At 41.6% G+C, this 18,709-nt stretch carries 19 protein-coding genes, 1 tRNA gene and 1 pseudogene; 10 read left to right on the top strand and 11 right to left on the bottom strand.

The window, feature by feature from the left end:
* Window positions 1-533 precede the first annotated feature (533 nt).
* From pds to HG267_RS05955, 4 genes are all read left to right on the top strand, one after another.
* Window positions 534-1,973: a 15-cis-phytoene desaturase gene (gene pds / locus HG267_RS05970; RefSeq protein ID WP_045871596.1), complete on the top strand. Its 1,440-nt coding sequence runs from the start codon at window positions 534-536 to the stop codon at window positions 1,971-1,973.
* On the top strand, window positions 1,957-2,889 hold the full coding sequence (gene crtB, locus HG267_RS05965; protein WP_045871595.1) for a 15-cis-phytoene synthase CrtB: 933 nt from the start codon (window positions 1,957-1,959) through the stop codon (window positions 2,887-2,889). Before pds ends, crtB begins: the two co-directional genes overlap by 17 nt.
* 176 nt (window positions 2,890-3,065) lie before the next feature.
* A tRNA-Ser gene (locus tag HG267_RS05960) sits at window positions 3,066-3,157 on the top strand.
* A gap of 253 nt (window positions 3,158-3,410) precedes the next feature.
* Window positions 3,411-4,736, top strand: coding sequence for an ABC transporter substrate-binding protein (locus HG267_RS05955; RefSeq protein WP_045871594.1), 1,326 nt, complete (start codon window positions 3,411-3,413; stop codon window positions 4,734-4,736).
* Window positions 4,737-4,944: 208 nt separating this feature from the next.
* On the opposite strand, the gene HG267_RS05950 is transcribed toward HG267_RS05955, so the two are convergent.
* From HG267_RS05950 to cysH, 7 genes are all read right to left on the bottom strand, one after another.
* Window positions 4,945-5,775 carry a hypothetical protein gene (locus HG267_RS05950; protein ID WP_045871593.1) on the bottom strand — a complete coding sequence of 277 codons (831 nt, stop codon included), beginning with the start codon at window positions 5,773-5,775 and terminating at the stop codon, window positions 4,945-4,947.
* A gap of 705 nt (window positions 5,776-6,480) precedes the next feature.
* Window positions 6,481-6,714, bottom strand: a complete 234-nt coding sequence (gene xseB / locus HG267_RS05945) for an exodeoxyribonuclease VII small subunit (RefSeq protein ID WP_045871592.1) — start codon at window positions 6,712-6,714, stop codon at window positions 6,481-6,483.
* A gap of 1 nt (window position 6,715) precedes the next feature.
* Entirely contained in the window at window positions 6,716-7,948 is a 1,233-nt protein-coding gene (xseA, locus tag HG267_RS05940) for an exodeoxyribonuclease VII large subunit (RefSeq protein ID WP_045871591.1), read from the bottom strand.
* Window positions 7,949-8,448: 500 nt separating this feature from the next.
* Window positions 8,449-9,945: an aldehyde dehydrogenase family protein gene (locus tag HG267_RS05935; RefSeq protein WP_045871590.1), complete on the bottom strand. Its 1,497-nt coding sequence runs from the start codon at window positions 9,943-9,945 to the stop codon at window positions 8,449-8,451.
* A 69-nt stretch (window positions 9,946-10,014) separates the two neighbouring features.
* Window positions 10,015-10,146 carry a hypothetical protein gene (locus tag HG267_RS05930; protein WP_255325246.1) on the bottom strand — a complete coding sequence of 44 codons (132 nt, stop codon included), beginning with the start codon at window positions 10,144-10,146 and terminating at the stop codon, window positions 10,015-10,017.
* A gap of 100 nt (window positions 10,147-10,246) precedes the next feature.
* Window positions 10,247-10,636, bottom strand: coding sequence for a peptidoglycan-binding domain-containing protein (locus HG267_RS05925; RefSeq protein WP_052335261.1), 390 nt, complete (start codon window positions 10,634-10,636; stop codon window positions 10,247-10,249).
* A 535-nt stretch (window positions 10,637-11,171) separates the two neighbouring features.
* On the bottom strand, window positions 11,172-11,897 hold the full coding sequence (cysH, locus tag HG267_RS05920; protein WP_045871589.1) for a phosphoadenosine phosphosulfate reductase: 726 nt from the start codon (window positions 11,895-11,897) through the stop codon (window positions 11,172-11,174).
* A 144-nt stretch (window positions 11,898-12,041) separates the two neighbouring features.
* Here cysH and HG267_RS05915 point away from each other — a divergent pair, with 144 nt between their 5' ends.
* From HG267_RS05915 to HG267_RS41880, 5 genes are all read left to right on the top strand, one after another.
* The gene (locus tag HG267_RS05915) at window positions 12,042-12,260 is read left to right on the top strand and encodes a hypothetical protein (protein ID WP_155539365.1); all 219 of its coding nucleotides are present in this window, start codon (window positions 12,042-12,044) and stop codon (window positions 12,258-12,260) included.
* A 440-nt stretch (window positions 12,261-12,700) separates the two neighbouring features.
* Window positions 12,701-14,407, top strand: a complete 1,707-nt coding sequence (locus HG267_RS05910; RefSeq protein ID WP_045871588.1) for an N-acyl-D-amino-acid deacylase family protein — start codon at window positions 12,701-12,703, stop codon at window positions 14,405-14,407.
* A gap of 126 nt (window positions 14,408-14,533) precedes the next feature.
* Window positions 14,534-14,812, top strand: coding sequence for a hypothetical protein (locus HG267_RS05905; protein WP_045871587.1), 279 nt, complete (start codon window positions 14,534-14,536; stop codon window positions 14,810-14,812).
* Window positions 14,805-14,960, top strand: a complete 156-nt coding sequence (locus HG267_RS05900) for a type II toxin-antitoxin system RelE family toxin (protein WP_228045809.1) — start codon at window positions 14,805-14,807, stop codon at window positions 14,958-14,960. Before HG267_RS05905 ends, HG267_RS05900 begins: the two co-directional genes overlap by 8 nt.
* 27 nt (window positions 14,961-14,987) lie before the next feature.
* Window positions 14,988-15,068, top strand: a complete 81-nt coding sequence (locus tag HG267_RS41880) for a type II toxin-antitoxin system RelE family toxin (protein WP_235623080.1) — start codon at window positions 14,988-14,990, stop codon at window positions 15,066-15,068.
* An 89-nt stretch (window positions 15,069-15,157) separates the two neighbouring features.
* Here HG267_RS41880 and HG267_RS05890 read toward each other — a convergent pair.
* Window positions 15,158-15,454, bottom strand: a pseudogene (locus tag HG267_RS05890) (type II toxin-antitoxin system RelE/ParE family toxin).
* Window positions 15,451-15,678, bottom strand: a complete 228-nt coding sequence (locus HG267_RS05885; RefSeq protein WP_045871586.1) for an addiction module protein — start codon at window positions 15,676-15,678, stop codon at window positions 15,451-15,453. The pseudogene HG267_RS05890 and the gene HG267_RS05885 overlap by 4 nt, the downstream one beginning before the upstream one ends.
* Before the next feature lie 511 nt (window positions 15,679-16,189).
* On the opposite strand from HG267_RS05885, the gene HG267_RS05880 reads away from it, so the two are divergent.
* Entirely contained in the window at window positions 16,190-16,627 is a 438-nt protein-coding gene (locus tag HG267_RS05880) for a rhodanese-like domain-containing protein (RefSeq protein WP_063749835.1), read from the top strand.
* Window positions 16,628-17,466: 839 nt separating this feature from the next.
* Here HG267_RS05880 and HG267_RS05875 read toward each other — a convergent pair.
* The gene (locus HG267_RS05875; protein ID WP_045871584.1) at window positions 17,467-17,784 is read right to left on the bottom strand and encodes a DUF2973 domain-containing protein; all 318 of its coding nucleotides are present in this window, start codon (window positions 17,782-17,784) and stop codon (window positions 17,467-17,469) included.
* Between the two features lie 283 nt (window positions 17,785-18,067).
* Window positions 18,068-18,385 carry a DUF2605 domain-containing protein gene (locus tag HG267_RS05870; RefSeq protein WP_045871583.1) on the bottom strand — a complete coding sequence of 106 codons (318 nt, stop codon included), beginning with the start codon at window positions 18,383-18,385 and terminating at the stop codon, window positions 18,068-18,070.
* Between the last annotated feature and the right edge of the window lie 324 nt (window positions 18,386-18,709).

Below are 18,709 nucleotides of genomic sequence, written 5' to 3'. Positions count from 1 at the left end.
TTTTTAGTATTATTTTTTACTTTATTTTTTAATTTGTTAACAGAAAAAATACTCACATCATGGCTCATAGTCTTGATCAAAGCCAGAAAAATTTCTTCCAGACAAATTCAGTAGCGAGCAAAAAATCAATCAAAACCAGAAAAGTAAAAATTTTTCTCAAGAGTCAAGGATCAAAAAATTTTCGGAATTTTTCAGTTCTTTGTCTCTCCTGCTTTGCTGATTTTTTAGTCAAGCACTCAGAGGAAGATCCTCTAACCAAACATGAAAATTGCTCAAATACCAATGCTTACTGACCAATTTTCTACTGGGGTAAAAGGTAAGAAATATATCTCGAAAATATTGGCAAACCACCAATGCAAATGAAAAATGACGATTTGGCTAATCAATTTTATTGATGCCTAAACCTAAAAGCAGCAGGATATTTCCAAGTTTTTTAGGAAAGCGATCGCACAATCGCTGCGAAATGTAACAGATTGCAACGTATAATGAGAACGGCAAAACGATTAAGAAATCTTGAAGAGCAGTAGGGTTAAATGCGAGTAGCGATCGCGGGAGCGGGCCTAGCAGGACTTTCCTGCGCCAAATATCTCACAGACGCGGGTCACACCCCCATTGTCTTGGAACGCCGAGACGTACTGGGTGGCAAGGTGGCAGCGTGGAAAGATGCTGACGGAGACTGGTACGAAACAGGTCTGCACATATTTTTTGGGGCATACCCCAATATTTTGCAGCTATTCAAAGAACTGGGCATAGAAGACCGTTTGCAGTGGAAAGAACACACAATGATCTTCAACCAGCCCAATGCCCCAGGGACATACAGCCGCTTTGATTTCCCAGATTTGCCAGCACCCTTAAATGGCATAGTGGCAATCTTGCGAAACAACGATATGCTCACCTGGCCAGAAAAAATTCGTTTTGGGTTGGGTTTGTTACCAGCAATGGTGCAAGGACAGAAGTACGTAGAGGAAATGGACAAATACTCCTGGACGGAATGGCTGCAAAAGCAAAACATTCCCCTAAGAGTTGAAAAAGAAGTTTTTATTGCCATGTCTAAGGCATTAAACTTCATTGGCCCAGAAGAAATTTCCGCTACTATCTTGCTAACAGCCCTCAATCGCTTTCTACAAGAAAAGAAAGGCTCAACCATGGCCTTTCTTGATGGTTCACCAACAGAGCGATTGTGTCAGCCGATAGTAGATCACATCACCGAACGGGGTGGGGAAGTAAGATTAAATGCCCCCCTTAAAGAAATTCTGCTCAACGGAGATGGTACCGTGAGGGGATTCTTAATTCGGGGGTTAAATGGCGCAGAAGATGAAGTGTTAACGGCTGATTTGTATGTATCTGCCATGCCCGTTGACCCCTTCAAGGTGATGCTGCCAGAACCGTGGAAAAAAATGGAGTTTTTCCAGCAGTTAGATGGGCTAGAAGGAGTACCAGTAATTAACCTCCATCTCTGGTTTGATCGTAAACTAACAGAAATTGACCACTTACTATTTTCGCGATCGCCCCTCCTCAGCGTTTATGCTGATATGAGCAACACCTGCCGTGGATATGCTAATCCCGATCGCTCAATGTTGGAATTAGTTCTAGCTCCAGCAAAAGATTGGATCTCTAAATCCGATGAGGAAATTGTTGATGCCACCATTGCTGAACTAGAAAAACTCTTTCCCCAACACTTTGGTGGGGATAATCCAGCCAAGCTGCTGAAATATCATGTGGTGAAAACGCCGCGTTCAGTTTACAAAGCGACTCCAGGTCGTCAACAGTACCGTCCTTCGCAAAAAACTCCCATTGCCAACTTCTATTTGACAGGGGATTACACCATGCAACGCTATTTGGCCAGTATGGAAGGGGCCGTACTTTCTGGTAAGCTTACAGCGCAGGCGATCTCGGAAGCAATCCCGGTGGACACTGCAAACAAACCGCAAACGCTCACCCGATCGCCCGCAACGAATGCTGCAACTGCCTGATTCACCCCCGCGCATGAAAACGCTGGTCTCTGTAGACGATTCCTACAAACTTTGTCGGCAACTTATCGCCAAGTATTCCGCGACTTTTTACCTGAGCACTTTGCTCCTGAGCAAAGAAAAGCGTCCCGCTGTTTGGGCAATTTATGCTTGGTGTCGCCGTACAGATGAACTGGTAGATGGCCCTGCATCTGCTATGACTACGCCAGAAACCCTAGATCTATGGGAGAAGCAGCTAGAATCAATTTTTGCTGGGCATCCAGTAGAAAATTTTGATGTGGCTTTAGTGGATACTGTTAAACGCTTTCCGATGGACATTCAACCCTTTCGGGATATGATTGCCGGTCAGCGCATGGACTTATATCGCAGTCGCTATGAAACGTTTGAGGAATTATACGTCTACTGTTACCGCGTTGCTGGCACTGTCGGTTTAATGTCCACGGCGATCATGGGGTTGGATGATACCAGAAATACAGCGCCGTGGCACCGTACACAACAGTCGTATGTTCCAGTTCAAGAAGAAATTGCTTTAGGAATTGCCAAGCAACTCACCAATATCTTACGAGATGTTGGTGAAGATGCTAGGCGAGGACGAATTTATCTTCCCTTAGAAGATTTGGCACGTTTTAACTACACCGAACAAGATTTATTTAAGGGTGTAGTAGACGATCGCTGGCGTGCCTTAATGCAGTTCCAAATCTCACGGGCACGAGAATTCTACACCAAAGCAGAACGAGGAATTTCCTATCTTTCTGCTGATGCTCGTTGGCCTGTTTGGGCTGCGCTGATGCATTACAGCCAAATTTTAAACTTTATCGAACGCAACGATTATAATGTCTTCACTCAGCGCGCCTACGTCCCCCAGTGGAAAAAATTGCGTACCTTACCACTGGCTTGGATGCGAGCGCAAGTCCTCTAAATTTTAGTCAGTAGTCAGTAGTCAGTAGTTAACAATTATTTACTAAAATCCTTCCAGATGACTCTCTTTCCTGACTCCAACTTCTGAAAATACAGTTGACTAATGACTAATGACTAATGACTAAAAAATGTTTGACTTGTAAAGATGTATCTGCTACTATTGTTATTCGTGACCCAGGAGAGGTGGCTGAGTGGTCGAAAGCGGCAGATTGCTAATCTGTTGTACGGCAGGCAACTCCGTACCGAGGGTTCGAATCCCTCCCTCTCCGTTTTCCCAGCCACTAGAAGTAAGTGATGACACTGAGTTTGCATCACTTTTTTAGTTAATTAGGGATAATAAGTTTTTCTTAAACTAAAAAAATACGTCTTTAGGCATAAGTATTAATGTTGGCATCAACACCTCTATATCTTCAGGAGGATGATATTATTTATGCTTTGGAGTCTGTAAATATTAACCTAACCTCAAATATAGTTAGAATTTTACTTTCAGACTCCTAAAGAATAGAGGAGTGAAAGTAATTTATGCCAAGAATTAGTACAGCCTTAGCTTTTAGTGTAGCTACCTTAGCAGCTGGTTTTCTGTTGGGGGCTTGTAATGATACTACTAGCAACTCTAATAGTACAGGGAACACACAAGGCACTGCTACCCCAGCAACCAACTCAACTACTACAACTAATGCCAAGGGACTGAAAATCGGTTCCTTACTACCATCAACAGGCGATTTAGCATCTATCGGTCAGCAGATGGTGGGTTCAGTTCCCTTGCTGGTGGACACAGTCAATGCTTGTGGTGGCGTAAACGGTGAACCAGTCGCCTTAGTACCAGTAGACGATCAAACAGATCCGAAAGCAGGTGCAGCTGGGATGACCAAACTTGCAACCTTGGATAAGGTAGCTGGTGTAGTGGGTTCCTTTGCTAGTAGCGTTTCCACTGCGGCTATCTCAGTGGCGACACCGAATAAAGTGATGTTGATTTCCCCTGGGAGTACCAGTCCTGTGTTTACGGAAAAGGCTCAAAAAGGCGACTATAAAGGCTTTTGGGCACGCACTGCACCCCCAGATACTTACCAAGCACTAGCCTTGGCGCAACTCGCTAAGAAAAAAGGATTTAAACGCGTTTCTACAGTCGTGATTAATAACGACTACGGTGTTGGTTTTGAAAAAGCATTTGTACAAACTTTTGAAAAATTAGGTGGAACAGTAGTTAATAAAGATAAACCTGTCCGTTATGATCCTAAGGCTCAGACCTTTGATACTGAAGCGGCGGCGGCTTTTGCCGGCAAACCAGATGCCGTATTAGCAGTACTCTATGCGGAGACAGGAAGTATATTTCTCAAAACTGCTTACCAGCAAGGCTTAACCAAAGGAGTGCAAATTCTGCTGACTGATGGCGTAAAATCACCCACTTTCCCAGAGCAAGTAGGCAAAGCTAGTGATGGCAAATATATTTTAACTGGTGCGATCGGTACCGTTCCCGGTTCCGATGGTAAAGCATTAGAAGGCTTTAACAAACTCTGGAAAGAGAAAAAAGGTGGTTCCCCAGGAGAATACGCACCTCAAGCTTGGGATGCAGCTGCATTATTAGCATTAGCCGCACAAGCTGCTAAAGAAAATACAGGTGTTGGCATTGCTAGTAAAATTCGAGACGTTTCTAATGGGCCGGGTACAGAAGTTACTGATGTTTGTGAAGGGCTAAAATTGCTCAAAGAAGGTAAAAAGATTAACTACCAAGGCGCTAGCGGTAACGTTGATGTTGACGCTAATGGCGATGTGGTTGGTGTTTACGATGTCTGGACTGTGGGAGATGATGGCAAAATCACGGTGATCGATAAAGTTAATCCTAAATAGGGCTCTCTAATTACTCTTTCTAAGATACAAGGTTGGGTTGTAGCTTGCTTCCCTGTAGGGGTTATATCTCAATACAGTTCAGAGAAGATCATTAGTGATTGATTTGTCACTTGGGAAACAGCTAGCTCAATTGGGGGATTCTCCCCCAAACCCCCGATTGGGGGACGCAACCGTCCCCCAAACCCCCTCCAAAATTCAAAAATTGGATTTAGAAACCACTGAAGTTGTAGCCAACGCCTAACATCACGCCTATGTCAGTATTTTCAAAGAAGCCAGCATTGACAGACGCAGTGGCAGTAAATTGGGTATTGAGAGGAAAATCAAAGCCACCAGAGACTAAAAATGCGGCTTCAGAGTTATCACCAGTTTTAATTGCTGCACCTAATCCTATGTAAGGCGCAATTGGTAAGGGTTCACTAAATGGATCTGCTACCTGCTGAAAGGTAAAGTCATAGGTGAGGGGAAGTAGAATTGTGGTGTTGTCACCCAAAACTGCTGATGGTCGGAAAGATATAGCATTGCTCAATCCGATTTTACTAATGACAGCAAAGTTACCATCACCCAAAGCAGAGTCACTACCACTGACACCAATGTTACCTGCAAGACCAATATAGCTTCTACCACCACGGGTAGCTCTACCTGGTTCAATATCGGCTTGTGCTACTTGAGTAGTAGCTGGTTGAGCAATAGGCTGTTGAGCGGTCGGTTCCGAGTTTTGGGGAATAAAGCCGGCTGCTGAGGTGATTGCTGTACCTGGAATAGGTGTAACTATGCGATTAGCGGTTTGTTGTGTAGCAGCGTTAGGGAACTGCTGGGAAACGGTGAAATTTGTATTGGTTTGAGTAGGGGAATTTTGGCTTGTAGCTTCCTGTTCAGTAGTTGATTGGCTGGGAGATGCTACGGTTGTAGCAGCATTACTAAACTGCTGATTATTTGAGGAATCTACTGTTTGAGCGACAGCAGATAAGCTACTACCTAAGACTGCACAAGCTGCTAAACTTGGCAAGCAAAAAACAGCTTTACGAATAATAGTATTCACATTCACTCCTTACAAAATATTGCCACACATAAATAAACGGTTTTTGGTGTTAAGCCAAGAAATCTTGGTAACATCCAACCATTTAACACGAAAAAACTAATTCTCACACCCTGTATTTGACGGAATTATACTAATCCTTTCAGGGTTACGATGTTACTCAGAAAAGCTGTATAGTCCATGTCAATAAACCTCTCTTCTGGGAGAGGCTACACCCACAGGGTAGCGAACAGGAAAAAATGGCTACTCTTTTCCATGCTCACTGGTCATTCGTAGTGTCTCACAAATAATACCAATTTGAATAAATAATGTGATAAATACGTAGATTGGGATGAGTACGCCGCAATACTACAAGGGATAGCTTTTTAAACTCAAAATTAGTTGAGGGGAAAGGGTTAAAGGTTAAGAGTACTCCAAGTAAAAAAATGCTCAATTGTCATTGCGAATGAAGCAAAGCGGAATGAAGCAATCGCATAGACTCGCTCGTAGTTGCAAGATTTTGCGATTGCTTCTCTGCGAGACGCTACACTCCGTTTCGCTCGCAATGACAGGTTTTGGATCGTTTATTTTTTGGAACACTCTAAGGGTTAAAGGTTTTTTCTTTCCCTTGAACCATTCCCCTTTTTCCCCTTAACCGACAAGTATTGGAGTACGCCGTACTTTTCTAGTAGGAAATAGCAATTCCGCTCAGGAAATACTTAGAGCAATTTACTCATCATTCAAAGTTTCAATTAACAAATCGACTTGCTGCTGACGCTGCTGCAAAAAATTCTCGCATTGGCGCAAATTTTCTACAGCATTTGTAAATTGTGCAAATACTTCTTCTAATTCCAACTCGCCTGTCTCAATACGAGTAATAATTTGTTCGATTTCAGCCACTTTATCCTCATAATTCCAACCTGTGAGGGCATCAGAATTAGCAGGGTTCTTACGTTTAATCATCCTAATCTTTTACTTCTTTCACTTTCACTTTAACTTCTCCCTGTCCCAATTGAATCAATAACTCATCACCCACAGCTAAATCTGCAGCAGTTCGAGCGATCGCACCATTTTCTTGTCTGACTACGGCGTAACCACGCTGTAATACGGCTTTCGGGTCGAGAGTAGCTAATTTTTGCCTTAACATTTCTAGATGTTGGCTGGCTTGTTGCGATCGCCTTTTTGTGACTTGCACTAATTGCTGATGCTTCCAAGCTAGTCTTTGCTTTTCTTGTTGTAATTGCCGATCTAAGCGTAAATGTTGCAGCCGATTTTGCAATACTCGCAGCTTGTGTTCAGCAGCTTGTGTAGAGTAAAGTACCGCCTCTTGTAAAGCTTCCACTCGTTGCCGATGTTGAGTATACAATTCCGCCAGGGCTGGCACAACCAGTTCTGCCGCAGCAGTGGGAGTATGGACGCATACATCTGCAACTAAATCTGCCAAAGATTCATCTCGTTGATGACCAATGCCAGTAATTACTGGTATAGAACAATTAGCTAGCGATCGCACGACTCGTTCATCGTTAAAGCAAGCTAATTCCTCAACTGCGCCGCCTCCCCGTGACAAAATTAGCACCTCGGCTCGCCCATCCCGTTCTACGCGTTCAATAGCTTTCACTATCGATTCTGGTGCTTGCTCCCCCTGTACTGTCGCCGGAGAAAATAAAACCTGTAACCCTGGATACCGTTGTTTTAGGGTTCTTTGAATATCACCCCAAGCCGCAGCCGTTGGTGAAGTGATCACAGCGATGGTTTGGGGATGAGAAGGAAGCGATCGCTTTCTTTCGGGATCAAACAACCCCTCAGATAGCAAGCGGTTTTTTAACTGTTGGTAACGCAAAGCCTGTAAACCTTCACCAGCAGGTAAAGCTTGCCAAACAGATAGCTGATATTCTCCCCTTTGAGGATAAACTCTGAGACTACCTAAAATAATTAACTGCTCACCAGGAATAGGGATTTGCGCCAGTTTTGCCAATTGGCTATTCCACGCTACACATTTAATTCCAGCTGTACCATCGGGATCTTGCAAGGTGAAAAATAAACCACTGCGATGGTGATTAGCGCTGGAAACTTCTCCTGTTACCCAAACTTGTCGCAGTTGATGATCTTGTTCCAACAGCAAGCGGATGTAGTCAGTTAACCCAGCTACCGAAAGTGCAGTATCAGGAATTAAAGAGTTGACAAAATCGGAAGTCATACCATTTTGGATTTTAGATTTTAGATTTTGGATTGGAAATCGCCTTATAATTATGATTTTTGTAAATCAATTTTTTGCAATTACTTTTCAAATTTGTATCGTTAAAGACGCAACTCAAAATCTATCCAAATACTAGTAAATCGGTGTTTGCATACTTAACTTGCAATACTTCTAGATTAACCCTCTTCTAAGAAACAGAAATATTTCTTTACATCCATTGGGAATGCGATCACTTTCCTCGGACGCTTTTATCACTTTCGGGAGATAATAATCTGGAAAGCTTACAGCATAAGACTTTTACCAAAAAACCATGATTTTAGCCATTGTGTTAGAAAATAAACGCTCAAATGCCCGTTGTATCTAAAGTTCAAAATTTGGCTTTGATTTTTATTTTCCCAGAGTGACAAAACAAGGTTAAGCATTATCCACCCAGAAAGAGGATTTGGAGAAAAGGATACTTTTCCCCTTTCCCTTTTTCCCCTTCACCTTTCCCCCATATATTAACTGCGGTTGTCTATTTGGGCGCGTTGCAAATTCCCAGAAAAGTCAACATAAACACTTTTCCATTCAGTAAAAACATCTAAGGCTGTAGTACCAGCCTCTCTATGTCCATTGCCTGTTTGTTTGACACCACCAAAAGGTAAGTGTACTTCAGCACCAATAGTCGGGCCATTTATATAAGTGATACCTGCCTCAATGTCGCGCATAGCAGTAAAAGCGCGGTTAATGTCGCGGGTGTAGACTGAGGAAGATAGACCGTAATTGGTATCGTTGAGGACTGCGATCGCTTCTTCAAACGAGCTAACCTCAATTAATGCGACTACTGGCCCAAATATCTCTTCGCGAGCAACGCGCATTTCCGGGGTCACATTATCCAAAATTGTCGGTTTAAAGAAGTTACCGTTTTTTAATTGCCCCTCGCTGGCAATTTCTCCACCAATTAACACTTTTGCTCCTTCTTCACGGGCAATATCTAAATATTTATTGACTCTTTGCAACTGCGATGCATTAATTAACGGCCCGATATCTATATCTGGATCGGTTCCAGCCCCTAAGCGTAATTTGCTGGTACGCTCGTAAAGCATGGCAGTAAATTTTTCTTTGATGTCACGATGCAATATTAAACGACTAGTAGCTGTACATCGTTGTCCCGCAGTCCCAAAGGCTCCCCAAACTGCACCATCTAACGCCAGTTCCAAATCTGCGTCTTCCATGACAACTTGGGCGTTTTTACCACCCATTTCTAAACAAACGCGCTTGTGAGTGCGTCCGCAAGTTGCACCGACAAATGCACCTGTTTCGGAAGAACCAGTAAAAGATACTAAATCAACATCAGGATGCTCGACTAAGGCTTTTCCAGCTTCTTCTCCGACACCATGAACTAGGTTAATTACTCCTGGTGGTAAACCTGCGGCGGCAAAAATCTCCACTAATTTTGTTGCACAAGCTGGGGTATCTTCAGCAGGTTTGAGGATAACGGTATTACCACATACTAAGGCTGGCATAGCTTTCCAGCAGGGAATCGCCACGGGAAAATTCCAAGGAGTAATTAAAGCACATACCCCTATTGGCATTCTCACCGTCATAGCAAATTTATTGGGCATTTCTGAGGGTGTAGTTTGCCCGAATAATCGCCGCCCTTCACCAGCACTATAAAAGGCGCAGTCAATACCTTCTTGCACATCGCCTCTGGCTTCAGTCAAGGGTTTACCCATTTCGCGACTGATTAACTGAGCGAGTTCTTCTTTGTGCTGAAGCAATATTTCCCCGACACGAAAAATATATTCGGCTCTAGCTGGGGCGGGAACTTGTCGCCAACTGCGGTAAGCTTGGCGGGCGGCGGCTACTGCTTGATTAACATCATCTGCTAAGGAACGGGGGAAGGTAGCAACAACTTCATTCTTATCAGCAGGGTTGCGACTTTCTAAAGTGGCTCCCCCTAAAGCACTCAACCATTCACCGTTGATGTAATTGCGGCAACTTAAGGCAGTAGTCATTTTTAAGACCTCCAGCTCTACATCCACTGGAACTTTTGTACTAAGTGTGCCGTGCTTTAGAGGTTGTCGTCAAGTGTTGGGCATTGGGCATGGGGCATTGGGCATTGGGCATGGTAATTGATAATGGTAAGTACTTGGACAAAAATATTTACAGTCATTGCGAGCGAAGCGAAGCAATCCCAGCCCTTGCGATTGCTTCATTCCGCTTCGCTCCATTCGCAATGACTTTGTGTAATTAATTCTGTCAGACTACTTATTTATCTCCTTTTACCCTTCCCCTTTTCCCTCATCCCCCTCTGCTTTACTTCATAGCTGCTAAAGTCCGCCGTCCAATGATGCCGTCTGCTCTTAAGCCTTTGGATTTTTGGAATTTGATGACTGCGGAGCGTGTTTGTTTATCAAATACACCATTAACATTTCCGGTGTACAACCCTTGTTGCTTTAAAAAGTTTTGAGCAGTTTTAACTCCTTCTCCCTTGCTACCTAACTGGAGTGTAGTGGTTGGCTTTGCTGCAGTGTTGGTAGTTGTTATAGCGCTAGGCTTTTTAGTTGTATTGGTTGTTGGCTGGCTAGTTTGAGTAACTGGGGTAGTGCTAGCAGGATTTTGAGTTTTATTCGCAGTTTTGGAGAAGGCTGGAAAAGCAGTGGCTAAAGTTAGTACAGGAATTAAAGTAAGTACTTTCCAATTCATAGTTCTAGTTCCTATTAAACAGAGATTGTGATGTGCAGTGTCATCGTGTCAGGCCTATGACGCGATCGCAAATCTCCTGAGTAAATCCTGGTGCTTTTTATAGCCAAATATTATTTACTCAATTAGATATGGAATAAGCATCACATATCTAATTGACAAGGCTATTGCAGAACTATGACGAAGCTATGACCAATTTTTTTCAGTATTTCTATTAGTAAAGAAAAATACTTTTATTTTTGGATATTAATTAATACTACTTAATTTTTAAATTAAGAAAGTAACGTTTAATCTGAGTTCTTACACTTTAAATCTGTTACTAGATTGTAGAGAATTAGTAACAATCATCAACTGTGTCTGCTAAGGCAGACGAAATGGGAATAAAGACTAGGTACTACAGACAAGAATGTTTTCTGAGAACTTATAACTAAGAATTTTTCCAGCTTGGTGGGGGAGTACAGGATTTTAGAGCCATATATAAGGAAATGAGTGGAGGATTTTTCTCCTCCATGACCCATTTCCTAATCTCTAGTTTCCATTAAATATGAATTCCACATTCAGTTTTGCCGGTTCCCCGCCAGCGTCCAGCGCGTTCGTCTTCACCTTCGCCTACTTTGGTGGTGATTGGTTCGTCACCAATGCTGGGATAGCCTTGGTCATGTAGAGGGTTGTAAATTACGCCATGTTCTGCCACGTAAACCCAGCTTTGTTGGCGTGTCCAGGCAGCTAAAGGATTTACTTTCAAGCGTCCTTGACCATCTAATTCAAATACAGGCATATTAGCACGGGTAACAGCTTGGTCACGGCGACGACCAGTAATCCAAGCAACTGTATTGAGTTCGTCTAAACCTCTTTGCAAAGGTTCGATTTTTGTAATGTGGTGGAATTTAGTAATATCTCTGTCCCAAAGTGCATCGCCGTATTTTGCGTTAAAAGCTTCACGGCTATCTACATCTGGGGTTTTGTAAGTTTGTAGATCTAGGTTATAAATTTCTTTACTTTTAGCAACTAGTTCTAAGCTTTGGGGGAAGTGGAATAGGGTATCGAGAAAGATAACGGGGACTGGATGCTTCAGTTCACTATAAAGAATGTGGGTAATTATCATGTCATCCACGTTAAAGGCGCTGGTTTGCACCAATCCCGTGGCGATATTTTCTACAGACCACGCCAGTATGTCTTTTGGGGTAGCAGTTTCAAATTGTTGGTTTAACTGTTCTAAATCAAACTCTTTGGTTTGGTTTGGCGATACCGTGGAAACTGTCATGATAATTTTTAGGTAAATGGGTCTTTTACTTCAATAAAATTTATTTTACCCCAAATGGGTAATACAAAGGCACATAAATCGCTAGGGTATCAGTTATTTGTAAAACTTATAGTTTATAGAATTTATACCTATATTGGTAAATATATGGGGATTGGGGATTGGGGATTGGGGATTGGGGATAAGGGAGATGAGGAGGATGAGGGAGATGAGGAGGATGAGGGAGAAAGAACAATTACCCATTACCCATTACCCATTACCCATTACCCATTACCCATTACCCATTACCCATTACCCATTACCCATTGCCCATTGCCCAATCAATGCCCCATGCCCCACGTAAGTGAATACCACAGGTTTTACTAAGATAAATTGCGTTAGATAAAGTTTTACCGCACTTATATAGATATTAAATTATGAGACTGGTATTGTTAATGAATCCTTAACTTTGATGTGGATTCTAAGAAAATGAATAAGTCAAAAACTCCTGGATCTTTTGGTGAATCTATAGTTATGGGCGCTCTCATCATGTTGACCAGTGTGAGCATTATCACCATCATGAGTGCATTTTAAGATAATAAAAATAAATTTTAGCAACGAAACTTTACAAAGCTCCTCTGAAACTGAGAGGGGCTTTTACATTTTGTAGTCTAGGCAGTTAGCGATCGCTTAAATTAGCGTTAAGTAATTTTGTGAGTTTGGTCAGTATTCACACTGAGGTGATTATTGGTGCAAGATATCAAGGAACAAGAAGATAATTTTTATCTCTCTGGTGAACTAATGAGGTAATTTTTGCCAGTCACTATATGTTGGACTTGCTGATTCAAAACGGGTTGATTTTCGATGGTTTAGGATCTGCACCTATACGTGGGGATATTGGAATTCAAAATGGCCGGATTGTAGGTATTGCTCCTAGCTTATCTACCCCAGCGCGTGAAGTAGTTGATGCTGCTGGATTGTGGGTTACACCGGGATTTATCGATATTCATACACATTACGATTTAGAGTTAGAGATTGCACCAGGATTGAGCGAATCGGTGCGTCATGGTGTTACCAGCGTGGTGATTGGCAATTGCAGTTTATCTGTTGCCATTGGTGAAGCTCAAATGCTGGCAGATATTTTTCAGCGAGTCGAAACATTATCTCATCGGTTAATTGCCAAATGGTTGAACAAGTCAATATCTTGGCAAACACCAGCAGAATATTTACAGCATTTACAACAGTTACCACTAGGGCCAAATGTTGCGCCTTTATTTGGACATAGTGCTTTACGCGCTCACGTTATGGGGTTGGAACGCAGCTTAACCGTTCAGCCGAGCAGATTTGAGCTAAAACTGATGCAGCGCATAGCAGCAGATGCTTTAGACGCGGGATTTGTCGGGATTTCTATTGATATGTTTCCTTGGCATAGGATGAGTGGCGAATGGCAAGGTTATACAATTCCCTCACAACACGCGAAATTTAAAGAATATGCGATGCTGGCAAAGCTTTGTAAGCAGCGCGATCGCGTTTTTCAAGTCACTCCTAATTTACAAAAGCTGGCTTCTTTTGTAGAGATTCTGCGTATGGGTTCGGGGTTTGGCAAGCGACTGCGGCTAACTGTCCTCTCTGCTTTGGATGCTGTACATAATCGCCAACTCTGGCGCACATTTTCCCCTCTTCTATTCATTTGGAATCGGCTTCTTAATGGTAATGTGCGCTTTCAAACGCTAACAGAACCATTCACAATTTATTCTGATGGCCCTGTTACTCCCTTATTTGAAGAATTTGCAACAGGCGCACAACTAAATGGTTGTGAGTCACGCCAAGAAAGACAAAAATTATGGCAATCTGAAAGTTTTTGTCGTCAATTTCGTCAAGAATGGCTCAGTAAATGGCGAAATTCTTTTCATCGCCAGTTAGATTTGATAGAAGTTGTTGACTGTCCCGAAGCAAGTTGGCAAGGGTTGAGTTTTGCAGAAATTGCCCGCCAAAAGCAACAGGAACCTGTAGATTTGTTTATGCAGGCGTTGCAAGAATACGATACAGATTTGCGTTGGGTAGCAACAGGAGCCAACGATCGCTTAAAACCCCGTTTAGCGATGATGCAGCACCCGCATATTTTCCCTGGATTTACTGATGCTGGCGCTCATGTGCGTAACTTGGGATACTATGATGGCGCGTTGTCTTTGCTGAAGCAGGCTGTAACAACGAATTTTCTGACACCGGAAGCGGCGATTTTTCGAGTTACAGGAGAACCTGCAACTTGGTTTCGGCTGGATACGGGAGTGCTGAGAGTTGGTGCGAAAGCAGATATAGTTTTACTCAACCCCAATGCGCTCAATCAAGCAATCAGTCCTCAGGTGGAAATATTAGATCCTGTGTTGGATGGTGAACCTCGGATGGTGAAGCGCGGTTCAGATGAGATTGTGCAAGCGGTTTATATTAATGGAGTTCGGGTTATTTCTAAGGGAGAGGTGAGCGATCGCTTAGGGAGTGAAAGATTGGGAAGTATTTTGTCTCCGTTGTCATGAGAGTATGTCACGCAGACACAGAGAGTGCTATCAAAGAACTTGTTTGGATCGCATATTAAAGCAATATTTTCCGACAACTGCTTATCTTACAATAGACACTAAACCTTAAATTTGCTCTAGCAGGCGATGGACACTACAGATAATTCCCCTATTGAGGATAAAGAGTCAGAGGTTTTGGTATCTGTGACAGAACTACAGCGTCAGCTTAATGACTTACTCAAGCAACTATCGCCAGAACGATTACAGGTACTTGCTGATTTTGCGGCTTACTTAGCAAATGCTGAAAGCGAAGCAGCAACCCAAGAACTTTTGGCAATTTCTGGATTGTTAGAGCGAGTTAAGCAAAATCAAGCTACCTCTAAAAGCGAGTACAAAAATTGGAGAACCCTTCGTTCTGATGTATGAAGTTCTTCTCCATCCCGATGCCCAAAAGGTTTATATTAATGCTGACAAAGCCCTAGGAAAGAAAATTGCTCGATGTTTACAACAGCTAGAGCAAACTCCCCTGTTGCACCCCAACATTAAAGCCCTAAAAGGAGATTATGCAGGGTAATACCGCTACAGAATTGGGGATTACAGGGTGATCTATTCGATAGATGATGAACTCGCGCAGGTGTTTGTTGTGGCGATCGCCCATCGCAGTGAAGTTTATGAGTCATGAAGGTGATGAGCGATCGCTTAGGGCGTGAAAAATTGGGAAGCGTTTTGTCTCCGTTGTCATGAGAGTATTTCACGCAAAGGGAAGTTTGATTAAATTCTATGCAACCACTGTTTTGGATCGCGTTTTGCATGGAAGCAAGCAAGTACAAAAACAGTATCTTGCTCAAAAACGTAAAGAATGATGTATGGGAATCGACGGATTAATGCTCTTCTTACTTGTTTGTGGATGACTTGGTAAGCCTAGGGTTTTCGTGTAATTCCTGACAGACAAACATCAACTGCACGAACAAACTCAGAACCTAAACCGGAATTCTGGGATTCGTACCACTCAAAAGTATCCTGAATATCGTATTCTGCTTCTGGCTGAATAATCAGGTTATAGTTCATCGGGAAAAGCCTAACCGTTTTTTAACCTCTTCCCAACTAGAACCATTTGCGGGGTTTTTCTTGTAAATTTCTAAGCGCCGATCTAGTTCCTGTTGTTGCGCTTCACTCAAGGGAAGCTCCTCTTGCTGTTCTAAAATGCTATCCCATAAATCTTCAGCAAGTTGGATACGTTCTGCAACGCTGAGTTCAGAAATTTCAACTTTCAACAATGGATGGGAACTCATGAGTTCAGAGTGAGGGTTTAGCCTTTACCTAATATTACAGTATTGCGGCTTGAGGTGTGGGAAAGTTGCTAGCGATCGCATCCCAAAAGCTTATATAAAAAGTAGTATAATTATTTAGTATACAGTAATCAGCAATACTTCCTTTCTTTAATCCCTAACTGATAATTTTATTAATTAAAAATTGATTGTGACTGATAGAATTAAATTTTTGTTATCTGAATAATCCCAATTCAAATAGTGTTGGCGATAGATAAATCATGCGGAGGATATAGCACCGTTTCCTACATATCTGTAATATCTTTTTTTTAATTAGTATGATGTAATGACTAAACTAGAAATCATGTTGAGAAATAATCTATCTACGGCATGATGAAGATAACTTCTTAATCGCTTTATAGTATTTTAACGATGCCCACGTTAAGATTGATGCGGCAAGTATGATAACTCGCTAAAGTAATACTAAAAATTGCGATCGCTTGTGTTAAATCTATTAAAAATTTGCATCAGAATCATGTTTCCTGCTGTGAATTCCATTACGACAGCAGAATTTGCTAAATGGCGATCGGATTCTGCCAAGCTACAACCTTTAGTGCTAGATGCACGCAGTCCAGCAGAGTATGGAGTCAGTCATCTCAAATCAGCAATACGTATCGATCCGATTATTTTACACTCAAAAAAGGCTTTGAGGATTTCAAAAGATAGCCCTATTGTTGTGTACTGTTCAATTGGTTATCGTAGTGCCAAAATTGCTCAACAGCTTCAAAAGCAAGGTTTTACCTCTATTTATAACTTAAGCGGAGGTATTTTTGAGTGGGCAAATGAAGGACGACCTATTTTTAAAGATGACAACCATCAAACAGAGTTTGTGCATCCTTATGATGCAAAATGGGGAAAAATGCTGAAAGCTAATTACCATCCTCAAAATTGCTCTTATCTCGCTTCTCGATGACAACAAAGCGGCAAAGGAGAGAAAGATAATTAGCAAAAAATGATAGCTTTGCTCCTCGACTTGTTTTTTGAGTTGGATGGATGATGAAACCCCAATACGGTTCGGATAAGTATTTTGCATCTCTCTCGTGATTTGGGAAAAGGGTAATGGGAAAAGGGTAAGGGTGAATTCAATCCTTTTCCCCTTTTCCCTTTCCCCCTTAACCGAACTGTATTGGGCACTGCCTTGTCTTTACAATTATCTGTACCTCACCAACTTGCAATCTGCTGTAAGATTTACTTTATAAATAAATACAGTTCAGTTCAGTTAAGAAAATTAATTGATAACAAAACCAAAAAACTAGTTATTCAACAACAAAACAGAACAATCATTTTGGAGGGGGTTTGGGGGACGCAACCGTCACCCAATCGGGGGTTTGGGGGAGAATCCCCCAATTCTTCTAGCTTCTTTAATAAGTGACCGAAGCGATTTTAGATTTTAGATTTTAGATTTTGGATTAAATGAAAATTTGAAATCTAAAATATTTGGTCTCAAGCCTCTGGGTTAACCCAGAAGAAAAACAAAAATTTTTCAATATTTAAGCCTCTTCTTTATAAGGAGAGGTTAATCCAAAAGACGCTCGCGGACTCGCTAACGCTGCGCTATCGTAAATCCACGCATCCAAAATTGAATGACAAATCAATGGCTAATAAGCTTAACTGAACTGTATTACTTTATAAATGGTCTCTAATTATTTTTATCTCCAAACTCCATAAAAAAAGAAAGAAGATGTAAAAATATCTTCTTTCTTGACCTTTTATTTAATGAATTAATCTTCGCTCAGGACTGAGTACTCCGAGTTAACCTTCTTCTTGATTCTCAACTTTACGGCCAGGAGAAGATTCATACAAAGCATCTAGCTGTTGGCGCGCATCTTCGACGTTGATTGACCGCATCACTAATAATGGTTCTTTAATTAAGTTACCTGCATTATCTAATAATTCTGGATGTGGCGGAAAATGCTTGTTAACTGAGGGATAGCCATATCTCCCCTGGTTTCTAGTTGCTGGATAATTGCGCTCTCGATCAAAACTAAACATGATCAGATTGCGAATTAAATTAGCAACAGCGATAACGGCAAGAATTGTAAAAGCAAGAATGTAAAGCAGGTGTAACATCGGGTTATCCTCCAGAGGAAGCAAGTTCTAAAAGTTTTTACTGTAACTTTTCGCTTTACTAGTAATTAAAATTACATATAGAGCGAATGGCTGAAGCACATTGATATGTCTAGGTTTCGCAGGGGGGAATGTATTGACCGTTATCCAAACCACGGTAGCATGTTATACATTTTTTTCTGTTTTATTCAAAATTTATTAAGGATTGATTACTAAATATCGAACTGAAATATTGCGTTGCTTTTTTAATTAAGTCTACCGAACTTAATGAAAAAAAACTTCACTCTCACACATCTCTTTCTTTATGGAAGCGTATTGCCACTTTCCAGCATTCTGTCACTAATTCGTGCCAAGGCTTAATTGTTGCCATTTCAATACCAACTTGCCCATCAGTTGCACTGAACATCATCTTTGCTGTATTGAGTTCATCCTGGGCTTGCTGGATTCTGAGAAGCAAGTCTGATTTGTCTTGCTCACTCATAAATGAAATTTGCTCGGTTTCGAGAAATTTACGCGATCGCGTAAACCAATACTGAAAATCCTCTAACAGAGGTTCCAATAAAGCTTTGAGCACTTCAGCCCCTGGTAAATTTGAGTCTCGCATAAATGAGAAGCATACGTCTATCTTTCTTTATAATATTAACCTTATTTACAATTCTTAATATTATATTTTAACCCCTCCCCAGATAGATGTAAAGGAGATTGTAGCTTATGATACTTTTTTCTATTTTATCCTTATTCCCAAAGATTTGCATAGATCCTCCAATGAGAATGTTGCAAGTGAAATAATTATAGAAGCAAGAAAAAGTCAACTGCGATCGTTGTAAGGTAAATTCACTCGCAGGATAGATTCTAATATTAAAGATATATTGAGAATTTTTGATTTTATGTAATTAGCAAGTAAGTTTATGTTGATCCCCTATGGAAA

This window comes from Tolypothrix sp. PCC 7601, from assembly GCF_025677855.1.
In the GTDB taxonomy this organism is placed as follows: domain Bacteria; phylum Cyanobacteriota; class Cyanobacteriia; order Cyanobacteriales; family Nostocaceae; genus Aulosira; species Aulosira diplosiphon.
The sequence above is the reverse complement of the archived record's forward strand: the minus strand, read 5'-3'. Positions and strand labels throughout refer to the sequence as shown.

Coding starts and splice junctions, on each gene's coding strand:
- pds (WP_045871596.1), top strand. CDS start 534: ATGCGAGTAGCGATCGCGGGAGCGGGCCTAGCAGGACTTTCCTGCGCC.
- crtB (WP_045871595.1), top strand. CDS start 1,957: ATGCTGCAACTGCCTGATTCACCCCCGCGCATGAAAACGCTGGTCTCT.
- HG267_RS05955 (WP_045871594.1), top strand. CDS start 3,411: ATGCCAAGAATTAGTACAGCCTTAGCTTTTAGTGTAGCTACCTTAGCA.
- xseB (WP_045871592.1), bottom strand. CDS start 6,714: ATGATTAAACGTAAGAACCCTGCTAATTCTGATGCCCTCACAGGTTGG.
- xseA (WP_045871591.1), bottom strand. CDS start 7,948: ATGACTTCCGATTTTGTCAACTCTTTAATTCCTGATACTGCACTTTCG.
- HG267_RS05935 (WP_045871590.1), bottom strand. CDS start 9,945: ATGACTACTGCCTTAAGTTGCCGCAATTACATCAACGGTGAATGGTTG.
- HG267_RS05930 (WP_255325246.1), bottom strand. CDS start 10,146: ATGAAGCAATCGCAAGGGCTGGGATTGCTTCGCTTCGCTCGCAATGAC.
- HG267_RS05925 (WP_052335261.1), bottom strand. CDS start 10,636: ATGAATTGGAAAGTACTTACTTTAATTCCTGTACTAACTTTAGCCACT.
- cysH (WP_045871589.1), bottom strand. CDS start 11,897: ATGACAGTTTCCACGGTATCGCCAAACCAAACCAAAGAGTTTGATTTA.
- HG267_RS05915 (WP_155539365.1), top strand. CDS start 12,042: ATGGGGATTGGGGATTGGGGATTGGGGATTGGGGATAAGGGAGATGAG.
- HG267_RS05910 (WP_045871588.1), top strand. CDS start 12,701: ATGTTGGACTTGCTGATTCAAAACGGGTTGATTTTCGATGGTTTAGGA.
- HG267_RS05905 (WP_045871587.1), top strand. CDS start 14,534: ATGGACACTACAGATAATTCCCCTATTGAGGATAAAGAGTCAGAGGTT.
- HG267_RS05900 (WP_228045809.1), top strand. CDS start 14,805: ATGTATGAAGTTCTTCTCCATCCCGATGCCCAAAAGGTTTATATTAAT.
- HG267_RS05885 (WP_045871586.1), bottom strand. CDS start 15,678: ATGAGTTCCCATCCATTGTTGAAAGTTGAAATTTCTGAACTCAGCGTT.
- HG267_RS05880 (WP_063749835.1), top strand. CDS start 16,190: ATGTTTCCTGCTGTGAATTCCATTACGACAGCAGAATTTGCTAAATGG.
- HG267_RS05875 (WP_045871584.1), bottom strand. CDS start 17,784: ATGTTACACCTGCTTTACATTCTTGCTTTTACAATTCTTGCCGTTATC.
- HG267_RS05870 (WP_045871583.1), bottom strand. CDS start 18,385: ATGCGAGACTCAAATTTACCAGGGGCTGAAGTGCTCAAAGCTTTATTG.